This is a genomic window from Leeuwenhoekiella parthenopeia, from assembly GCF_020782115.1.
GTDB lineage: Bacteria > Bacteroidota > Bacteroidia > Flavobacteriales > Flavobacteriaceae > Leeuwenhoekiella > Leeuwenhoekiella parthenopeia.
The window spans coordinates 96029-116394 of sequence record NZ_JAJGMW010000007.1; the positions used below are offsets into that span (position 1 = coordinate 96029).

The window sequence follows — 20366 nt, forward strand, 5'->3', positions numbered from 1 at the left end:
TTAATTGCTTTGTGTGTTATCTTTAGCACCAAGCACAACTGTAACGTGATTGCTGCGTTTTCTTATTCTGTGTGCGCGACCTTGTGGTGCAGGACGAAGTCTTTTTAACATACTTCCTCCATCTACACGGATCTCTTTAATAATCAAGTCTGCATCTTCTATACTTGCATCCTCGTTTTTCTCCTGCCAGTTTGAAATAGCAGAAAGAACCAATTTCTCAACACGACGAGATGCTTCCTTGTTACTAAACTTCAATATTTGAAGCGCCTTCTCTACTTGCTGACCACGTACTAAATCTGCAACTAAACGCATTTTACGTGGTGAAGTAGGGCAGTTGTTCAGTTTAGCAAAGGCTATATTACGTTTAGCCTCTTTTCTCTGCTCTGCTTTTTCCTTTTTACGAACTCCCATAGCTTCAATTATTTTTTACCTTTATTTTTTGACCCCGTGTGACCTCTAAAAGATCTCGTAGGTGAAAACTCTCCTAACTTATGACCTACCATGTTTTCTGTCACATATACAGGAACAAACTGGCGACCATTATGTACAGCTATAGTTTGACCAACAAAATCAGGAGTAATCATAGAGGCTCTTGACCAGGTTTTGATTACTGTCTTTTTGTTAGACTCTATATTAGCTGCAACTTTTTGCTCTAACTTATAGTGAACGTAAGGTCCTTTTTTTAATGAACGTGCCATATCTTATTATTTCTTTCTACGTTCTACAATATATTTATTACTCGCTTTTGTCTTCGTACGCGTTCTGTAACCTTTAGCAGGTATACCTTTTCTAGAACGTGGGTGACCACCGGAAGCACGACCTTCACCACCACCCATTGGGTGATCGACAGGGTTCATTACTACTGGTCTTGTACGTGGACGACGACCTAACCAACGTTTTCTACCTGCTTTACCAGATACAATAAGCTGGTGATCACTGTTAGAAACAGCACCAATGGTTGCCATACAATTTGCAAGAATCAAACGCGTTTCACCAGATGGTAATTTTACTGTCGCAAATTTACCATCACGAGCCATAAGCTGCGCGAAAGCACCAGCACTACGAGCCATAATAGCTCCCTGACCAGGACGTAATTCTATACAAGAAATAATAGTTCCCAATGGAATATCAGAAAGTGGAAGTGCATTTCCAATTTCAGGAGCAACACCAGAACCAGAAACGATGTTCTGATCAACCTGAAGTCCGTTAGGAGCAATAATATATCGCTTCTCACCATCCTGATAATTCAACAAAGCGATAAATGCAGTACGATTAGGATCATACTCAATTGAAGCTACTGTTGCAGGAACACCTTCCTTATTTCTTTTGAAATCAATAACGCGATAGCGCTTTTTGTGACCACCACCTTTATAGCGCATGGTCATTTTTCCTTGACTGTTTCTCCCTCCAGACTTTTTAATCGGAGCCAATAGGCTTTTCTCCGGCTTATCAGTAGTGATGGCGTCAAACCCATTTACTACTCTAAATCGCTGTCCTGGAGTGATTGGTTTTAATTTTCTTACTGACATTTTTTTGTCTTAAATGTTACTATAAAAATCAATCACATCACCTTCCGCCACCTGTACAATAGCTTTCTTAAAGCCACTTGTTTTACCAGTGATCATACCAGATTTTGTGTATTTGGTACTACGATCAGGGCGAACGTTCATTGTTCTTACTTTAATTACCGAAACACCATAAGCCGCCTCTACAGCGTTTTTAATTTCGATCTTATTCGAACCGGGATTTACTTCAAACGTATAACGACTGTGAAGCTCGCTATCGGTTGTAGCTTTTTCGGTAATCACGGGTTTTATTAAAATACTCATGTTGTTACTTACTTAAAGTTTGCTCAATTTCTTCTAGAGAACCTTCCAAAAACACTACATTATGAGCATTCATAATTTTGTAAGTGCTTAATTCTGAACTCGTTATAACCTCAGAGGTCTTTAAATTGCGTGACGACAAATATACATTATTATTTGAAGCACCCAATACAAATAGAGACTTTTTATTTTCAAGCCCTAAACCAGCCAAAACATTGATGAATTCTTTGGTTTTTGGGGTATCAAAATTGAAGTCTTCAATTACGGTAATCGCGTTCTCTTTTGCCTTAAGTGTTAAAGCTGAACGACGTGCAAGACGCTTAAGTCCTTTATTCAATTTGAAGGAATAATTACGTGGTCTTGGACCAAACATTCTACCCCCTCCTTTAAATACACCAGACTTAATACTACCAGCCCTTGCAGTACCGGTACCTTTTTGTTTTTTGATCTTACGGGTACTACCTGCAATCTCAGCACGCTCCTTAGACTTGTGCGTACCTTGTCTTTTGTTGGCAAGGTGTTGCTTTACATCTAGGTAGATAGCGTGATCATTAGGCTCTATACCAAAAACAGCATCAGAAAGGTTTGCCTCTCTCCCTGTTTCTTTTCCTTTAATATCAACTACTGCTACTTTCATTACCTTTCAATAATTACATAAGAATTTTTATGACCAGGCACACAACCTTTAACCACAAGTAGATTCTTTTCAGCAACTACTTTTAAAATTCTTAAATTTTGAACTTTTACTCGCTCATTTCCCATTTGACCCGCCATACGCATTCCTTTGAATACTCGTGCAGGATACGAAGCCGCACCGATAGAACCGGGAGCTCTCAAACGGTTATGCTGACCGTGAGTTGATTGACCAACACCACCAAAACCGTGACGTTTTACAACCCCCTGAAAACCTTTACCTTTTGAGGTTCCCACAACGTCAACAAACTGACCTTCTCTAAAGACATCTACAGTTACTGCATCGCCTAATTTAAATTCTCCTTCAAAGTCCTGAAATTCGACAACTTTACGCTTTGCAACTGTACCTGCTTTCTTGGCGTGGCCTTGAGCAGCTTTATTTGCAGTCTTTGCGTCATCGAAACCTAACTGAAGGGCACTATACCCGTCAACCTCTTCGGTTCTGACTTGGGTAACAACGCAGGGACCTGCTTCGATAACGGTACACGGAATGTTTTTTCCGTTCTCATCAAAGATGCTGGTCATACCCACTTTTTTTCCAATTAACCCAGACATATTAATTATTATTGATTATTACTAATTTACTTTTTGTTGTTTGGCTTTCGCCGAAATAAAACAGGGTCAAAATACGTTCGACCCTGAATGTATTTTTACCGTTTTTCCCTCGCTCGCAGCTCAGGACATGTTCATTCCTGCGAAGGCAGGAATCTCATATTTCTTACTATTCACATGAGATTCCCACCTCCGTGAAAATTATACCTTGATCTCTACTTCAACACCACTCGGTAGCTCAAGCTTCATTAACGCATCGATGGTTTTTGAAGATGAACTGTAGATGTCAAGCAAACGCTTGTAAGAGCTAAGCTCAAACTGCTCACGTGATTTCTTGTTAACGTGAGGAGAGCGCAATACTGTAAAGATCTTTTTGTGCGTAGGAAGTGGGATTGGCCCAGTTACTACAGCACCGGTACTTTTTACCGTTTTTACGATTTTTTCAGCAGACTTATCTACTAAGTTGTGATCGTAAGATTTAAGTTTTATTCTGATTTTCTGACTCATTTCTTAGTAAATTAAGCGTTAGCGGTTCCTTTTGCTGCTGCGATTACATCCTGTGATACGTTAGAAGGCGTTTCTGCGTAGTGCGCAAACTCCATAGTTGAAGTTGCACGACCAGAAGAAAGCGTTCGTAAGGTGGTTACATAACCAAACATCTCAGACAGAGGCACCAAAGCTTTTACCACTTTTGCACCGGCACGGTCTCCCATGCTGCTCATCTGACCACGACGACGGTTAAGGTCACCTACGATATCACCCATATTCTCTTCAGGAGTAATTACCTCTACTTTCATAATAGGCTCCATAACTACAGCTCCGGCAGATTTTGCAGCTGCTTTAAAACCAAGTTTAGCAGCAAGCTCAAAAGACAATGCGTCAGAATCCACAGGGTGGAACGAACCATCCTTAAGAGTCACTTTCATTGCATCTACTTCAAAACCAGCTAACGGACCATTTTTCATAGCTCCTTTAAAACCTTTCTCAACAGATGGAATATATTCTTTCGGAATGTTACCACCTTTAACAGCGTTAACAAACTCAAGACCTACTTTACCTTCTTCTGCAGGCTCTAAAGTAAATACGATATCAGCAAATTTACCACGACCACCAGATTGTTTCTTATAAACCTCTCTGTGATCTGCAGTTTTAGTAATTGCTTCTTTGTACTCTACCTGAGGCTGACCCTGACTTACTTCGACCTTAAACTCACGTCTAAGACGGTCAACGATAATATCTAAGTGAAGCTCACCCATACCAGAAATGATAGTCTGGCCTGAAGCTTCATCTGTACGCACCTGGAATGTTGGATCTTCTTCAGCAAGTTTTGCTAAAGCCATACCCAATTTATCAACATCTGCCTTTGTTTTAGGCTCAACAGCGATACCAATTACCGGATCAGGGAAATCCATACTTTCCAATACAATAGGATGCTTCTCATCAGAAAGGGTATCACCCGTTTTGATATCCTTAAATCCTACAGCAGCACCAATATCTCCAGCTTCGATAAAATCGATAGCATTTTGCTTATTCGCGTGCATTTGGTAAATACGAGAAATACGCTCTTTATTTCCTGAACGATTGTTCAATACATAAGAACCTGCTTCCAAACGACCTGAATAGGTGCGGAAGAATGCAAGACGACCCACGAAAGGATCTGTAGCAATTTTAAATGCAAGTGCTGCAAACGGAGCAGTTACGTCAGGCTTACGGATTTCTTCTTTTTCTGTATCTGGGTTGATACCTTTAATACCTTCCTTATCTACAGGAGAAGGTAAATAACGACATACAGCATCTAGCAAGAACTGCACACCTTTGTTTTTAAAGGCAGAACCACAAATCATTGGAATGATAGACATATCCATCACCGCAGCACGAAGTGCAGCGTGCACTTCATCTTCAGTAATAGAATCTTCATCCTCCATATATTTTTCAAGCAAATTTTCATCGTAAGCAGCAACCTCTTCGATTAGCATACCACGGTATTTCTTCACTTCCTCCTTCATGTCTTCAGGAATTGCAACAACGTCAAAAGTTGCTCCCTGAGTTTCGTCGTGCCATACAACAGCACGATTTTTAACAAGGTCTATAATACCCTTAAAGTCAGCTTCATCACCAATAGGAAGTACGATAGGCACTGCGTTAGAACCTAGCATTTCTTTAACCTGCTTACAAACCTCAAGAAAGTTTGATCCCTGACGGTCCATTTTATTTACAAAGCCCATACGTGGTACTTTGTAGTTATCAGCAAGTCTCCAGTTAGTTTCAGATTGTGGCTCCACACCATCAACCGCGCTAAACAAAAACACCAAACCATCAAGAACACGCAACGAACGGTTTACCTCTACGGTAAAATCAACGTGTCCCGGAGTGTCGATAATGTTGAAGTTATAATCTTTAGTTTCAGGTAAAGGCTGTGCGTTCTCCATCGGGAACTTCCATGTACAGGTAGTGGCTGCCGAAGTAATGGTAATACCACGCTCCTGCTCTTGCTCCATCCAGTCCATGGTAGCTGCACCATCATGCACCTCACCAATTTTATGGCTCACACCCGTATAATAGAGTATACGCTCTGTTGTCGTGGTTTTACCCGCGTCAATATGAGCCGCAATACCTATATTTCTAGTATATTTTAAATCTCTTTGTGCCATTTTTTTTTAGAATCTAAAGTGAGAGAATGCTTTATTAGCTTCCGCCATCTTATGAGTATCTGTACGCTTCTTAACAGCCGCACCTTCTTCTTTTGCAGCAGCCAATACTTCGGCAGCAAGCTTAGAAGCCATTGATTTTTCATTACGCTTACGCGAGTAGCTAATCAACCATTTCATCGCAGTAGAAATCTTACGATCTGGTCTGATTTGCATTGGAATCTGAAAAGTTGCACCACCTACTCTACGGCTACGTACTTCTACGTGAGGCATAACGTTAGAAAGGGCATCTTTCCAAACTTCAAGAGCTGTTTTCTCGTCGTTGTTTTTCTTTTCTTCCACGATATCCATTGCATCGTAGAAAATTTTAAAGGCTATCGATTTTTTACCATCCCACATCATCATGTTTACAAAACGTGTAACCAATTGATCGTTAAAACGTGGATCTGGTAAAAGTGGTCTTTTTTTGGCCTGTCTTTTTCTCATTTCTGTGTTTGTTAAATGTTAATCGTTAATCGTTATTCGTCAAAAGTATTACCTTAAGCGGTTAACAGTTAACAGTTTACTTTTTAGGGCGTTTTGCACCATATTTAGAACGACGCTGTAGTCTTCCCTGAACACCTGCGGTATCCAAAGCTCCACGTACAATGTGATATCTAACACCTGGCAAATCCTTTACCCTTCCGCCTCTTACCAATACTATCGAGTGCTCCTGTAGATTATGACCCTCACCACCAATGTATGCGTTCACCTCTTTACCGTTAGTCAATCTAACACGGGCAACTTTACGCATAGCCGAGTTAGGTTTCTTAGGCGTAGTGGTGTACACACGGGTACAAACCCCGCGGCGTTGTGGGCACGAATCTAGAGCAGCCGATTTACTCTTCTTGGTCATCTTGGCTCTTCCTTTTCGTACTAATTGTGAAATTGTTGGCATAATTTCTTTTACCTAAATTATAATTTTTCTAATAACCCCTTTTCTAAGGGCTTGCAAAGGTATAAAATAATTTGAGTAATTCAAGCTATAAATCATTAATTTTCAAAGGTATTTTAAGCTGAAGTTATTTATCTATTTTTAAAAAAACCAGAAACGACAGTTTTCAGCCCATTTAAATGACTTACAGACTTATAGTATTATTAGCGCTTCTTCTTTTTGGTTTAACAAAAGTAAGCCGAGCACAGCAACTTCAACTTTTGGTTCAGAGTGAAACTAAAGAATCAGATAGTATCGCATCTGTATATTTTCAAACCCGATTCTTCCCGAATCGAAAAGCGCTTGAAGAATCTCTTACAAACAGCAAAGACAGCCTACTTAAAGACGGATATTTTCAACACCAAATCACCAGACTTAAAACTGCAAACGACACAAACTACTGCATCAAATTTTTAAGCGGAGAACAAACGACTGTTTTTAAATTAAAATACGATCAGGCGTTTGTTTCAGATTATGCTGAAAAATTTGGCCTTGATAGAACAGCCTCTCATATATATATAAGACATAACGATCTAAATGCTGTTTTAGAAGAATTTGCACGCATCGACACAAAGAAAGGAAGACCACTTACAAGTTACGCAGTGCAAAACATAAGATTGTCAAATGACACGGCCCATGCCGTATTATCTATAAAAAACAATCAGGAACGCAAATTAACAGAGGTTGTCGTAAAAGGCTACGACAAATTCCCAAAGAGTTTTTTAACACATTTCACCAAACTCAAGACCAACACTCTTTATGATGAAGAAAAAATAAGTCAGAGTAGCAATTTTCTAAAGGAACTGGATTTTGTGAAACAATCCAGAGAACCCGAAATTCTTTTCAGTAAAGACTCCACGACTCTATACCTCTATTTGGAAAAAGCAAACGCTAATTTATTTGAAGGATTTTTAGGATTTGCAAACCAGGAAAACACAAACGGCCTGCGCATCAATGGTTATCTTGATTTGAATCTAAACAACACTTTAAACTATGGCGAAAGCCTGGAGATTAAATTTCGAGGAAATGGTGACAACCAGCAGCAACTAGAAGCTTCATTAAGAATCCCGTATTTGTTTAGATCGGCTTTTAGCCTAACACCGAGCCTGAGATTATTCAGGCAGGACAGCAGTTTTTCAAACAGCCAGACTAACCTGAAGATCGATTATACCTGGTCACCAACATTCACAATTAATGCTCAGGCAGGACAAATACGCTCAACCAAACTTGAAGCCTTATCGACAGCTGGTATTGAGAATTTTACCAAAACCATTTTCACTACAGGTTTTGAAACACGTAACCCTAAAAATTCATCAGATCCTTTTGATACAAATTACCTCAATCTAGATGTGGGTTTTTCCACGCGCCGGACAGAAGATCAACTAAGAAATCTCAACCAGTTACTTCTTAATATCGATGCGGCCTACACATTTGATTTCAGCGAGAAACACAAATTTTTCATTAAGAATACAACAACTTATATAAGCCCACGAAATGTTTTTAAAAACGAAATGCATCAATTGGGCGGTATGCAAACCCTCAGAGGGTATAAAGAAAACGCGCTCTACACACCCTTCTTTACTGCATTACAAACCGAGTACAGATACCGACCTTTAAACAGTATTTTTCTAAATTCTGTTTTTGACAGCGCATATTACGAGAATCCTTTGAGTGAAAAATCAGATTTACTTTTCGGAATAGGCTTAGGAGGTAGCATTCTCACCAATGCAGGATGGTTAAGTCTCAATATTGTGACACCGTTTAACGAGAAAAACAAAGCCTCTTTATCTTCATCAATTATACATATACAATTGCGTGTTATTTTCTAATAAACAACTCATACTGTGTAAACTATATAATCTTACCAAGTTTATATTTTAATAGGATTAGACGGGAGTTCTGTTAAACAAAACTCAATAAAATGTTAATAACATTGAATTATTTTTAAAACAGAAATGAAATTTTACCATAATATAATTGGCAATTCATTATAATTTTTACAAATTCGCGATTGGCTAATTCAAATAAACAATTAACATGAAAACTAAATTTAGTGGATTGCTAACGCTACTATTGGCGTTAGTTGTGCAAATTTCTTTTGCACAAACAAAAACAGTTACCGGAACTGTTACAGACGGAAGCGGTGTACCGCTCCCGGGTGTAAACATTTTGGTAAAAAACAGCACTACAGGAACTCAAACCGATTTTGACGGTAATTATAGTCTTGAAGTTGCTACAGGAGAAACACTTGTTTTCTCTTATGTAGGATTTCAGGAGGAAGAGCGCGTTGTAGGAGCTTCAAGTACAATTGACATCTCACTACAGGCCGGGGAGGCTTTAGAAGAAGTCGTAGTTACCGCACTTGGAATCTCAAGAGAGAAAAAATCTCTGGGTTATGCTACGCAGGAAGTAAGCAGTGAAGAATTAACAGAAACACGTAACACCAACGCACTTAATGCCTTATCAGGTAAAGTTGCCGGTGTTCAAATTTCAAATGCATCTGGTAATCTTGGTGGGTCTTCGCGAATCGTGATTCGTGGTATTGGATCTATTACTCAGGAAAACAGACCGCTTATTGTAGTTGATGGTATTCCTTTAGATAACAGTAACTACAACTCATCAACTACCCAAGCAGGTGGTGGTGGTCGTGATTTTGGTGATACCGGTTTTGACATCAACCCGGATGACATTGCGAGTATGAACGTACTTAAAGGTGGAGCTGCCGCGGCGCTTTACGGTTCTCGTGCATCTAACGGTGTTATCCAGATTACTACCAAATCTGGTAAAAAAGGTAAAGGTGAAGTTGTAGTTAATACAGGCATCACATTTGAAGAAGTCAACATCCTTCCTAAAGTTCAGAAGCTTTACGGTGGAGGCGGTGGTAATTTTACCATTGGCAATCAGGGTGGCTTTAACCAGGCTACTATCAATGGAACTACTTATGACGTGGTCGACTTTGGTACCGATGAGTCCTGGGGACCTCGTTATGAAGGACAACAAGTTTTGCATTGGGATGCCTTTGACCCCGAATTTGAGAATGACTATCTTCAAACACGTCCTTGGTTATATCCAAAAAACGACGGAAGCACTCTTTTTCAAACCGGATATTCGTATAACAATGGTGTAGCATTTTCACAAGGTGGTGAAGACAGCAACATGCGTATGTCTATAAATAATACACAAACCGAAGGTATTTTACCAAATACCAAACTGAACAAGACGTCGGTTAATTTTAATGGATCAACCAAAATAGGAGATAAATTAAAAGTTGATGCTTCGGTTAACTTTACAGTAACTGATGGTTTTAACAGACCTGCAGTAGGTTACACAGGAGAAAGTGTTATTCTTCAGCTATATCAATTTGGTCAAACCTCTTTAGACTACAACCGTCTTCAGGCTTTCCAAACACCTGACGGACGTCAAAGAACCTGGAACCGTATTTCAGCTACAAACCCGCTTCCAAGATATACAGACAATCCATACTGGGTACTCAACAAGAATACGGCAGAGGATAAAAGAACACGCTGGTATGGTACTGTAGGCGCTACCTACAACTTTACCGATGAGTTTTATGCGGTTGCTAAGGTGTATGGTGATACTTACGATTTTAGAGTTAATCAAAGAACTGCAGTAGGTTCTCAAGCACTTGCCTCTTATTCCGAATCCGATCGTGATTTTCAGGAAATAAACTATGAAACTCGCTTTCATTATGACAAAAATGTTTTTGATAACAAGCTTAGTATAAATGCCTTTGTGGGTGGAAACAGAAGGGTAAATGAATTTCATGCCCTATCATCATCTACAAATGGTGGCCTCGTTGTTCCTAACTTTTATAACCTGAGTAATTCAGCCGAAAACCCAAGTGTTTCAGAAGCAGACACTCAAAGACAAATCAACAGTTTATTTGGTTCTGTTTCTTTGGGCTATGATAACTTTGCTTACTTAACTGTAACTGGTCGTAACGACTGGTCTTCTACGTTGCCAGCTGATAATAACTCGTATTTTTACCCATCTTTTAGTGGTAGTTTTATCGCATCTCAATTTATTAATGCCGAATGGTTATCTTTCCTAAAGCTAAGAGCAGGTTATGCTGAGGTTGGTAGTGATACTGATCCTTACCAATTGCGTAACGTGTTTATAGGTTCAGACCCATTTCTTGGAAGTGTTCCTTTCTCCCTGAATAACAGTAACAAAAATTCAGAATTGAGACCAGAGGATAAGCGCACTTATGAATTTGGTGTAGAAGCTTCTTTCTTTAACAGACGTTTAGGTTTTGACATTACCTATTACAACGAGTTGACCAAAGATTTGATCACTCCGGTACAGGTTGATCCTTCAACAGGTTTTACTACTACAGTTCTTAACGCCGGTGAATTAGAAAACAAGGGTATTGAACTTCTTGTTAATGCTACACCGCTTATGACAGATGATTTCAGCTGGGACGTAACATTTAACTTTGCTAAAAACGAAAACACCTTGTTAAGTCTTGCTGCCGGCTTGGAAACTTTGCAGATTGCGCGATTCCCATTTAACGGTGTTTCTCTAAACGCAGTTGTTGGTGAGCGTTATGGTCAGATTAGAGGTACTAACTTCGTTTATGACGATCAGGGTAATAAAGTGGTAAATGATAACGGTAGTTATGCAGAAACGCAGGATGTTCAAAACTTAGGTTCCATTCTACCTGATTATAACCTGGGAATTCGCAACAGCTTTACCTTTAAAGGAATCAGCTTAGGTTTCTTAATTGACCACCAAAAAGGAGGTAAATTCCGTTCTTTAACAAATATCTGGGGTAACTATTCCGGTATCTTAGAGCAAACTGCTGCTAATAATATCCGTGAAGAAGGTTTAATCCTTCCGGGAGTTACTGGTGATGTTACCTATAATGACGATGGTTCTTACACTGTAACTAATACTGCAGAAAACACTCAGGTAATTTCTGCGCAGCAATTTGGTACCGATTATTTCTTCGGAAATGACAATCAAAACGTTTTTGACGCCACCTATTGGAAACTTAGAGAGGTAACTCTTGGTTACAGCTTACCTAAAAAATGGTTGGGCAGTGCTCTGAGCGATGTTCGTGTAACCGCATTTGGTAGAAATCTATTAGTTTGGGGATTAGACAACGCGAACTTTGATCCTGAAGTTGCAACTTCCGGTAGTGGAAATATCCAGGGTTCTGAAGGTGGTTCTTTACCATCTACACGCTCATATGGACTGAATGTTCAATTAAAATTCTAAAAGAAAATGAAAAATAAATTTATAATCTTATTGATGCTCCTTGTCGCTGCAGGATTTAGTTCTTGTGATGAGGGTCTTGAAGACGTGAACACCAATCCGAATGATCCGGAGGTAGTTCCTACGGGTAATATTTTCGCTGATGCGACAAAAAGCTTTACCGATTTTAGCCGTGATGCTTTTAATGCCGGGCGATTAACCCAGGCCTGGGTACAGTACTGGGGACAGACTGCTTATGCTGACGAAGATCGTTATCTATATCGTGAGACAACAGCAGAAAGCATCTATCAAAATACCTATTTAGCAGCATCTGATCTTAAAGCAATTATTGATTTCAACACCAATGAAGCTACACGTGATGACGCGGCTGCTTCAGGCGATAATGACAATCAGATTGCCGCTTCAAGAATTATGCTTTCGTATATGTTTTACGAACTAACCAATTTCTTCGGTGACGTACCTTATTATTCTTATGGCTCTGATGATCCTGATTTTCAAGCCTTAGCGGTTGACCAGTCTTTCGCACCGGTATTTGCTCCACAAGAAAAAATATATACTGATATTCTTAAGGAATTGAGAGAATCTTCTAACATGATCAACACCAATGCTCCTGTATTTATCAGTGGTGATAATATTTTTGGTGGAGATCCTGTTAAATGGAAGAAGTTTGCTAATTCTCTTATCCTGAGAGTTGCAAACAATCTTAGAGAGGTTGATCCTGCAACAGCTAATAGCGCAATCACCGCTGCTGTTCAGGCAGGTGTTATGACTTCCAACGATGATAACGCAATACAAAAGTATGGAACCACCAATATCAACGCCTCTCCTTACTGGATTGCCTTTGAAGTAGATGGTCGTACCGATTTTGCGGTAACTGCTCCATTTATTGACTTATTAAAAGGTGAAAGCGGAAATTTTGGATTAGACCCAAGACTTTTTGAAATGGCAGCTCCAATTTCAGCTACTATTGAAGAAGTGAAAGACAGTTCTTATGAACCAAGTCAGGACCCCGACGATTATGTAGGTGCTCCTTACGCTTTTAGAAACATGAATAACCTTCCGTTCAGTTCTTACTCTTTTATGAGTGGTAAAATACTTAAACCAGACTATGGTGAGGTATTGATGGAGTATGCTGAAGTTCAGTTTATCCTTTCTGAACAAAATAACTGGAGTCAAGCTAATTATGCTAATGGTGTACGTGCTTCTATGGAAAGATGGGGAGTTGCCGATGCTGATATTGATGCTTATGTTGCTACTCTTCCTGCTGCAAACGAAGAAAATGTATTGACTCAAAAATACATCGCTCTTTACATGCAGCCACATACCGCTTATGCTGATTACCGAAGAACCGGTTTCCCTAACACCTTGTTATTACCGGGAGATCAGGTAACACTTCCTCAAAATCAGATTGAAGCTCAGTCTCCATCAAACCGAATTGAGTCGTATACATTCATTTCTGGTGTTAATAATGTTACTGACTTACCATTCCGTTTACGATATCCACAGATTCTACAGACGCTAAACCGAGAAAATCGATCAGCGGCTGCAGCAGATCTTGACAATGGTGATACCATTTTGAGTAAACTTTTCTGGGACGTTAACTAATTCCGGAATTCTCATAAAATCAAAAACCACCCCTAAACGGGTGGTTTTTTTTATTTCTACATCCACCAAAACAATACTACCTTTGTGCTATGTCAAAAAACACCCACATCTACGGTACCCGAGCCATTATTGAAGCGATTAATGCGGGCAAAGAAATCGGAAAAATTTACCTTCAAAAGGGATTGAATAATCCGCTCTTTAAAGAACTGGAACTGCTTATTAGAGATCACGGCATTTCGACCTCTTATGTTCCACAGGAGAAACTATACAAGCTTTCTGATCAAAACCATCAGGGTGCCATCGCAACCATCTCCCCTATTCAGTTTGCAGATTTCGAAGCAACTGCAGAAGCCATTTTAATGAGCGAAAAGCCGGGTTTATTTCTGTTGCTTGATCAACTCACCGATGTGCGTAACTTCGGGGCGATAATTCGTACTGCAGCCTGCACAGGCGTTGATGCAATCATAATACCCAAATCAGGCGGTGCCCCGGTGACTGACGACACAGTTAAAACTTCTGCCGGAGCCATATTCAACATTCCTATTTGCAAGGTTGATCACATCAAAGACGCATTATTTTACCTGCAAGGTTCAGGAGTGCAGGTGGTGGCAGCAACCGAAAAGACGGAAGATTCTATTTATGATTTAGACTATACCACACCTACTGCTTTGGTAATGGGAAGCGAAGGAAAAGGAGTCACTGCTGGAGTTTTAAAATTGGTAGACCATAAAGCCAAACTACCTATGACGGGAAGCATTAGCTCCTTAAATGTTTCGGTAGCCTGCGGGGCATTTTTGTATGAGATTGTAAGGCAGCGCCGCTAACGGGGCAGCTCATCTTCCTCTTCATCTGTTTCAGGAACGGGATCTATAAAATTACCCTCTGCATCAAATTGACGAAGAAAAGGATCATCCTCGGCCTTGTAGTCTTCTGCCTCCCACGCATATTTAGTGGGTTTTGCAATTTTAGCCCGAACTACAAAAGCCAAAACAGTACCGGTTATAAATCCGCTTAGATGGCCTTCCCAACTCATTCCTTCCTGTAAGGGCAAAGTTCCCCAGATGAGACTTCCGTAGAGGAAAACCACAATTAAGGAGAAAGCGGTCAATCGAAAGTTTCTGGACCAGATTCCTTTAAAAAAAAGAAAAGAAGCCAACCCGTAAATGACTCCACTTGCACCAATATGGTAAGCCTCTCTCCCTATGATCCATGTTCCTATTTCGGCTCCAAGAATAAGAATACACAAAACCTTCCAGGCCACACCCCTATAGAAATAAAACAGGCCTCCGGTCAACACCACCGCAGGGACCGTGTTGTGCCATAAATGACTTAAGGTAGAATGAATAAAGGGAGAGAATAGAACACCTCGCAAGCCTTTTAAGGATCTTGGCAGAACTCCAAAAGGAGTAAAATTATACCCAAACCGCAATTCAAACCAAAAAACAAGCCATATCACTAATGCAAAAGCAAACGGCACCCACACGACTTCAGGTGTAAATACCAATGCGGCTTTTGAGTTTTTCTGATTCATTAAAATCTAACTGGTGTTTAGCTCCTTCCTAAATCCTTAAGAGATTATAGACCCAAAGCTGATATTCTTATTAACCGAATAAGCAATTCTTTAGCCAAAATCATAAAGTAAGCAATACTGTCAGTTTATCCCGCATATTTAAATAATTTTGAATTATGAATGCACCACTCGCAGAACGTTTACGCCCAAAGAATTTAGACGACTACCTAAGCCAGGAACATTTGGTTGGGGACAAAGGCTCGCTCACTTCTTCCATAAAGTCGGGGATCATCCCGTCACTCATTCTGTGGGGCCCTCCCGGTGTGGGCAAGACCACGCTGGCTTCTATAATTGCTGAAGAATCTAAACGCCCTTTTTACACCTTAAGCGCGATTAACAGCGGGGTGAAAGATGTGCGTGAAGTGATCGAAAAGGCCAAGCAAGCCGGCGGACTTTTTACTCAAAAGAACCCTATTCTTTTTATTGACGAAATTCACCGCTTTAGCAAGTCTCAGCAAGATTCGCTATTGGCAGCCGTTGAAAAAGGCTGGGTAACTTTAATTGGTGCCACTACCGAAAATCCTTCTTTTGAAGTGATCCCTGCATTGCTGTCCCGATGTCAGGTTTATGTGCTCAACCCATTTTCGGCTGATGATCTGAGGGCGCTTTTAAAACGCGCAATGACCCAGGATGCGGTATTAGCCAAAAAGAAAATTAAACTTAAGGAGACCGAAGCCCTGCTGCGTATAAGCGGTGGTGACGCACGCAAGCTGCTCAACATCTTTGAGCTTTTGGTCACAACCGAATCTTCAGAGGAAGTGGTTATCACTAACGAAATGGTTCAGCAAAAGGTTCAGCAAAACACGGTGCTTTATGATAAAACCGGTGAGCAGCATTACGATATCATTTCGGCATTTATCAAATCTATTCGCGGTAGCGATCCCAATGCAGCCGTGTATTATCTGGCCCGAATGATTGAGGGTGGTGAAGACCTTAAATTTATTGCGCGCAGGCTTATTATTCTGGCTTCAGAAGATATTGGCAATGCAAACCCCACGGCACTGGTAATTGCAACCAACTCCTTTACGGCAGTAAATACAATTGGTTACCCTGAGGCCCGTATTATTTTAAGTCAGTGTGTGACCTATCTGGCAACCTCACCTAAGAGCAATGCCTCTTATATGGCAATAAACAAAGCGCAACAACTGGTTAAACAAACCGGCGATCTCCCTGTACCTTTAGCCCTGCGTAATGCTCCCACAAAACTTATGAAAGAACTGGGTTATGGTGAAGAATATAAATATTCGCACGATGGCGCCGGCAATTTTATATCTCAGGAATTTCTCCCCAAAGAACTAAGCGGTCACAAATTATACGATCCCGGCGAAAATGCCCGTGAAGACGGCATTCGCAAGTTTCTTAAAAATCGCTGGGGAGATAAATACGATTATTAAAAACGTACTGTGGCAGAAGGTATGATACATTAAACCCCGGATTCTGTTCTGAAAAAGATGAATCCGGGGTCTGAATATTAAAAGTATGAATCTCGATTATCGGGTAAACACCATTTTTACCAGACCCGAAACACCTTTAATCTCACGCTCAACAGTAAATTCTGAGCCATTATAATAACCAATACCGGTAAATTCTGAAGTACTCACCAGATACGATCCGTTTGAGGTTTTAGTGGCTGTGCCTATTTTTGATTCCCCTTCATATACATCAAAACCGCTACTTACGGGTCTAAGGCTATAGCTTCCGTCTTCACTCACCAGATTGCTTTCGACTTTTTTCTCAACAAGAGCTTCATTTTTATTTGGCTTTTGTTCAGCGGTATTTTGCTCAGCTACTTCCAGCACCTCTTTAACCTCGATATTCCCATTTTTTGGCACAGCCGAAACTTTTACAGTCTTCGTTTCAGCAGGTTGCGGCATGGTTTTACGGGCTTCGGGAATTAGTGTTTCGGTTTCTTCGGAAACCTCTGCGCTTTCAACGATCTCGTCAGAATAGGTATAACCCAATTCTTCCAAACCTTCAAAAGCACGTCTAAAAGCTTCCTGATGGCCGGCCTTAAACTCCTTTATCTTGCTCTTACCCTCAGGGATTTCAAAAACCGTCTGACCTTTACAGTTCACAAGCTTAATATTTGCTTTGGTAGTCAAAAAGCCACCCACGTCTGCACGGGTGTAAAGGGTATTGCATCCAGAGGCATTGAGATCTGCAGGAAGCTCTTCGTTTTCCAGATAAGCATCAAACCCCCATTTAATAAAAAGAAAGCGGGCAAGGGCATTGAGATCGTATTGCCCAGCCTCATCCTGAAAATCAAATTTCTGGGGTACTACTACATATTTATAGTCTTTAACATCCTGGGCTTTTAAACCGGTAAAAGCAACCGTCATCAGTATAAGCAGACTTATCATTTTTTTCATAAGATTTCTATTTTAGGCAAATGCATTTCAAAATTAGCATAGAAGATAAAAAACCAAAGGTTTTTATCAGTTTTATAAATATACTTTAACAGCTTCGATCTGTTCAATAATTCGCTCTCCGGAATCTACCTGTTCCTTATGGTAATTTAAAAAAATGGTTTTCATCCCTACGTTTTGTGCCCCTACAATATCTGCATCATAGGTATCCCCCACCATAACACTTTCCTCAACCGCAGCTCCGGCAACTTTTAAAGCATGGAAAAAGATCTTGGGATCGGGCTTTTTTACCCCAACCGCTTCACTGCTGGTCACCGTTTTAAAGTAGTGATCTATCTTAGAGTTCTTTAGTTTTAGATGCTGAACCTCTTCAAAACCATTTGTTATGATATGCAATTCATAATGAGGTCTAAGCTCTTCAAGCACTTGTAAAGTCCCGTCAAAAAGATGATTGTATTTGGGCAGGTAACTGATGTAGTCTGTAGACAGCCTGTCTATTAAAAAATCATCAATGGCCACTCCCAGTTTATCAAAGCTTTTTTTAAGCCTGCCATAGCGCAACTGTTCTTTGGTCACGCGTGCTTCTCTAAAGTATTTCCAGTATTCGAAATTTATGGGTTTATAAACCTCCAAAAAATCACCTACCGGAATGCTTATCTTGTTTTTACTAAAGATCTCTTCAAAAGTAAGTGCAGAATTTCGGTCAAAATCCCACAGGGTGTGATCCAGATCAAAAAAAACGTGTTTTATACCTTCTAGTTTATGCATTGACCAGTTCTCTAAAAAATTGTTTCCATTGCCCTTGATCCTGCCCCTTTCCGGTTACCGATTTATTGCTGAAACTAAACACAAACGTACCATTTACCTGCTCTATTTCTCTTTTAATTCTAAAAAAAATATCGAGCTTGTGATTGAGTTCTTGAACATCCAGACCCTGCGCCTCAAAGGCTCCCGGCTGCGCACAGATGGGATGCAATTTTAAGGGCGTAATACTCTCATAATCGAGATCGTAAAAGAAAAACGGCGTGCAGGTACCGGCTCTGAAACCCAGTACATTGGGGTAACCCATAGAATAATCGTTTTTCGCTTCAAGCTGAATCATCTCGCGGTATTGAACCGGAAGACTTCCCATATTTGTAGAGCAGCGCACCGCATTTAAGGGCTTATTTATAATATTCTCAAGTCGTTTTTTTTCAATCTTCATCTGTTTTTTAGCCTCTAAGGCCTCCTTGGAAAACAGCAAACCAATCTCACTGTAATCGCCAACCATTTTAATGAGTTCGCGGAACGTGCGTTTATTAAACCGAATGTTTTTGGTATAAGTGGAATAATCTCCCAGTTGAAAAAAGAACAAAAACTTAAATTTTGCATTTTTCTGAACGTTTATAAGCCAGCTGAAGGTATCAAAAGGATCCTTACGCAATCCCAAACTCACCTGAAACCGCAACCAAATACGTTGAAACTTTAACCGAAAGAGATCACTAAACAGACCGCTTACCCAGCGCATCACTCCCGCGCTGTTCATTTCGTATGCCTGCTCGACATCTACCAGCGCCTGAAATGAAAATTTACGCTCGGGAAAATCATAATTGGGATAGCTTTCTTTAAGAGCCTCTTTAAAATAGCTTGCCCAAATATCAATTACCGGCTGATTTAAGAAATCTTCCTGATAACCCAGGCTTTCAGTTGCCGGAAAACGCCCCATCTCATCTTTAACGTGTGGCAAAAACTCCTCATACCTGCTCAGCAAAACAAAGGAAGCTGCAAAAATATCGAAAGGAAGCAGGCTCTTGGGGCCGGTCACAAAAAAGCATTTGGTGTCGCGCCAGGCCTGCACTTTGATCTCTATATCGGCAATACCCTGTTCAAATAAAACTTCCTGACTCTTTATAAAAAGCTCTTTGCCTAAGGGCTTGTTGGTATACGACAGCTTGAGACTGTCGTGTACAATAAACTCATCAACGGCACTGGTAAATTTTACAGGTATACCCAGAATATAGGTACAGATATGCTTAAACGTATAGCGTAATCTGGGTGTAATCTTATGGGTATAAACTAGGAGCATCTATAAATTCTTAATGGCAAGTTCTGCATTTTTCTATTAAGGGCGAAAGAATTACAGCAAACCTTCATCGGCAAAGCTAAAGTAGGCTTTTTCAGTAATGATTAAATGATCGAGAACTTTAATATCGAGGGCAGACGCCGCAGATTTTAGTTTTGAAGTGATGTCCTTGTCTGCCTGACTGGGCTTTAAGGTTCCGCTGGGGTGATTGTGTGCCAAAATGATGGATACTGCGCCGGTCTCCAGCGCTTTCTTTAAAACCAGCCGCACATCTACCAGCGTACCGGTCATTCCTCCTTTGCTGAGTTGATGCTTATTTAAAATGACATTAGAATTATTAAGGTATAAGATCCAGAACTCTTCGTGACCCAGTTCTCCTAAAATAGGTTGAAGTACTTCATAAACCGTATGGCTGCCGGTGATTTTTGAAGGTTCTTCAGCACCTGCGGCTCTTCTTCTGCGTCCCAGCTCCATTGCCGCGGCAATAGTTACCGCCTTGGCCTCGCCTACTCCCTTAAATTCCATCAACTGAGCGATGCTTAGCTTTCCCAGTTTATTAAGATCATGGTCGGCTGCTGCCAAAATACGCTGACTCAAGCTTACGGCAGTTTCATTGCGGCTTCCCGAGCCTATCAGGATCGCAATGAGTTCTGCATCGGTAAGCACATCTTTACCCTTTTGTAATAATTTTTCACGCGGACGGTCGTCAAGAGACCAGTTCTTAATTGTAAAATTTGATTTAGCCTCGCTCATACCACAACGCCCTAAGAGTTATAAACTGAATCGCTTCCGCTTTGCGGAATAACTAAGCTAAATTTAATTCATGTAACTTT

The 20366-nt window shown here is 40.4% G+C and carries 20 protein-coding genes; 5 read left to right on the forward strand and 15 right to left on the reverse strand.

Annotated elements, in window-relative coordinates; genetic code table 11:
* The 10 genes from rplV to rpsL form a co-directional block, all read right to left on the reverse strand.
* Window positions 1-411 carry a 50S ribosomal protein L22 gene (rplV, locus tag LLW17_RS07240; RefSeq protein WP_228229586.1) on the reverse strand — a complete coding sequence of 137 codons (411 nt, stop codon included), beginning with the start codon at window positions 409-411 and terminating at the stop codon, window positions 1-3.
* Window positions 412-419: 8 nt separating this feature from the next.
* Window positions 420-698, reverse strand: coding sequence for a 30S ribosomal protein S19 (rpsS, locus tag LLW17_RS07245; protein WP_099645978.1), 279 nt, complete (start codon window positions 696-698; stop codon window positions 420-422).
* 6 nt (window positions 699-704) lie between these two features.
* Window positions 705-1529: a 50S ribosomal protein L2 gene (rplB, locus tag LLW17_RS07250; protein WP_228229587.1), complete on the reverse strand. Its 825-nt coding sequence runs from the start codon at window positions 1527-1529 to the stop codon at window positions 705-707.
* A gap of 9 nt (window positions 1530-1538) precedes the next feature.
* Window positions 1539-1829 (reverse strand): 50S ribosomal protein L23, encoded by a 291-nt coding sequence (gene rplW / locus LLW17_RS07255; protein ID WP_228229588.1) that lies wholly within the window; start codon window positions 1827-1829, stop codon window positions 1539-1541.
* A gap of 4 nt (window positions 1830-1833) precedes the next feature.
* Window positions 1834-2463, reverse strand: coding sequence for a 50S ribosomal protein L4 (gene rplD, locus LLW17_RS07260; RefSeq protein WP_228229589.1), 630 nt, complete (start codon window positions 2461-2463; stop codon window positions 1834-1836).
* On the reverse strand, window positions 2463-3074 hold the full coding sequence (gene rplC, locus LLW17_RS07265) for a 50S ribosomal protein L3 (protein WP_228229590.1): 612 nt from the start codon (window positions 3072-3074) through the stop codon (window positions 2463-2465). Before rplC ends, rplD begins: the two co-directional genes overlap by 1 nt.
* Before the next feature lie 198 nt (window positions 3075-3272).
* On the reverse strand, window positions 3273-3578 hold the full coding sequence (gene rpsJ / locus LLW17_RS07270; protein WP_009779180.1) for a 30S ribosomal protein S10: 306 nt from the start codon (window positions 3576-3578) through the stop codon (window positions 3273-3275).
* An 11-nt stretch (window positions 3579-3589) separates the two neighbouring features.
* Window positions 3590-5722, reverse strand: a complete 2133-nt coding sequence (gene fusA, locus LLW17_RS07275; protein ID WP_228229591.1) for an elongation factor G — start codon at window positions 5720-5722, stop codon at window positions 3590-3592.
* A 6-nt stretch (window positions 5723-5728) separates the two neighbouring features.
* Entirely contained in the window at window positions 5729-6205 is a 477-nt protein-coding gene (rpsG, locus tag LLW17_RS07280) for a 30S ribosomal protein S7 (RefSeq protein WP_228229592.1), read from the reverse strand.
* Window positions 6206-6281: 76 nt separating this feature from the next.
* Window positions 6282-6656, reverse strand: a complete 375-nt coding sequence (gene rpsL / locus LLW17_RS07285; RefSeq protein WP_099645971.1) for a 30S ribosomal protein S12 — start codon at window positions 6654-6656, stop codon at window positions 6282-6284.
* 176 nt (window positions 6657-6832) lie between these two features.
* On the opposite strand from rpsL, the gene LLW17_RS07290 reads away from it, so the two are divergent.
* The 4 genes from LLW17_RS07290 (at window position 6833) to rlmB (ending at window position 14359) form a co-directional block, all read left to right on the forward strand.
* Complete coding sequence (locus LLW17_RS07290; protein WP_228229593.1) at window positions 6833-8521, forward strand: BamA/TamA family outer membrane protein; 1689 nt, start codon at window positions 6833-6835, stop codon at window positions 8519-8521.
* A 208-nt stretch (window positions 8522-8729) separates the two neighbouring features.
* On the forward strand, window positions 8730-11933 hold the full coding sequence (locus tag LLW17_RS07295; RefSeq protein WP_228229594.1) for a SusC/RagA family TonB-linked outer membrane protein: 3204 nt from the start codon (window positions 8730-8732) through the stop codon (window positions 11931-11933).
* 6 nt (window positions 11934-11939) lie between these two features.
* Entirely contained in the window at window positions 11940-13535 is a 1596-nt protein-coding gene (locus LLW17_RS07300; protein WP_228229595.1) for a SusD/RagB family nutrient-binding outer membrane lipoprotein, read from the forward strand.
* A gap of 89 nt (window positions 13536-13624) precedes the next feature.
* Window positions 13625-14359 carry a 23S rRNA (guanosine(2251)-2'-O)-methyltransferase RlmB gene (gene rlmB / locus LLW17_RS07305; protein ID WP_228229596.1) on the forward strand — a complete coding sequence of 245 codons (735 nt, stop codon included), beginning with the start codon at window positions 13625-13627 and terminating at the stop codon, window positions 14357-14359.
* Here rlmB and LLW17_RS07310 read toward each other — a convergent pair.
* Entirely contained in the window at window positions 14356-15066 is a 711-nt protein-coding gene (locus LLW17_RS07310; protein WP_228229597.1) for a rhomboid family intramembrane serine protease, read from the reverse strand. The two genes, rlmB and LLW17_RS07310, sit on opposite strands and share 4 nt — an antisense overlap.
* Before the next feature lie 155 nt (window positions 15067-15221).
* On the opposite strand from LLW17_RS07310, the gene LLW17_RS07315 reads away from it, so the two are divergent.
* Complete coding sequence (locus LLW17_RS07315; RefSeq protein ID WP_228229598.1) at window positions 15222-16499, forward strand: replication-associated recombination protein A; 1278 nt, start codon at window positions 15222-15224, stop codon at window positions 16497-16499.
* Between the two features lie 96 nt (window positions 16500-16595).
* Here the strand turns inward: LLW17_RS07315 and LLW17_RS07320 are convergent, their stop codons facing one another.
* From LLW17_RS07320 to radC, 4 genes are all read right to left on the reverse strand, one after another.
* Window positions 16596-17474, reverse strand: coding sequence for a hypothetical protein (locus LLW17_RS07320; RefSeq protein ID WP_228229599.1), 879 nt, complete (start codon window positions 17472-17474; stop codon window positions 16596-16598).
* Window positions 17475-17546: 72 nt separating this feature from the next.
* The gene (locus LLW17_RS07325; protein ID WP_228229600.1) at window positions 17547-18239 is read right to left on the reverse strand and encodes a YjjG family noncanonical pyrimidine nucleotidase; all 693 of its coding nucleotides are present in this window, start codon (window positions 18237-18239) and stop codon (window positions 17547-17549) included.
* Window positions 18232-19536, reverse strand: coding sequence for a polysaccharide deacetylase family protein (locus LLW17_RS07330; RefSeq protein ID WP_228229601.1), 1305 nt, complete (start codon window positions 19534-19536; stop codon window positions 18232-18234). The genes LLW17_RS07325 and LLW17_RS07330 overlap by 8 nt, the downstream gene beginning before the upstream one ends.
* A 51-nt stretch (window positions 19537-19587) precedes the next feature.
* A complete protein-coding gene (gene radC / locus LLW17_RS07335) occupies window positions 19588-20286 on the reverse strand; it encodes a RadC family protein (protein ID WP_228229602.1) in 699 nt (232 codons plus the stop codon).
* Between the last annotated feature and the right edge of the window lie 80 nt (window positions 20287-20366).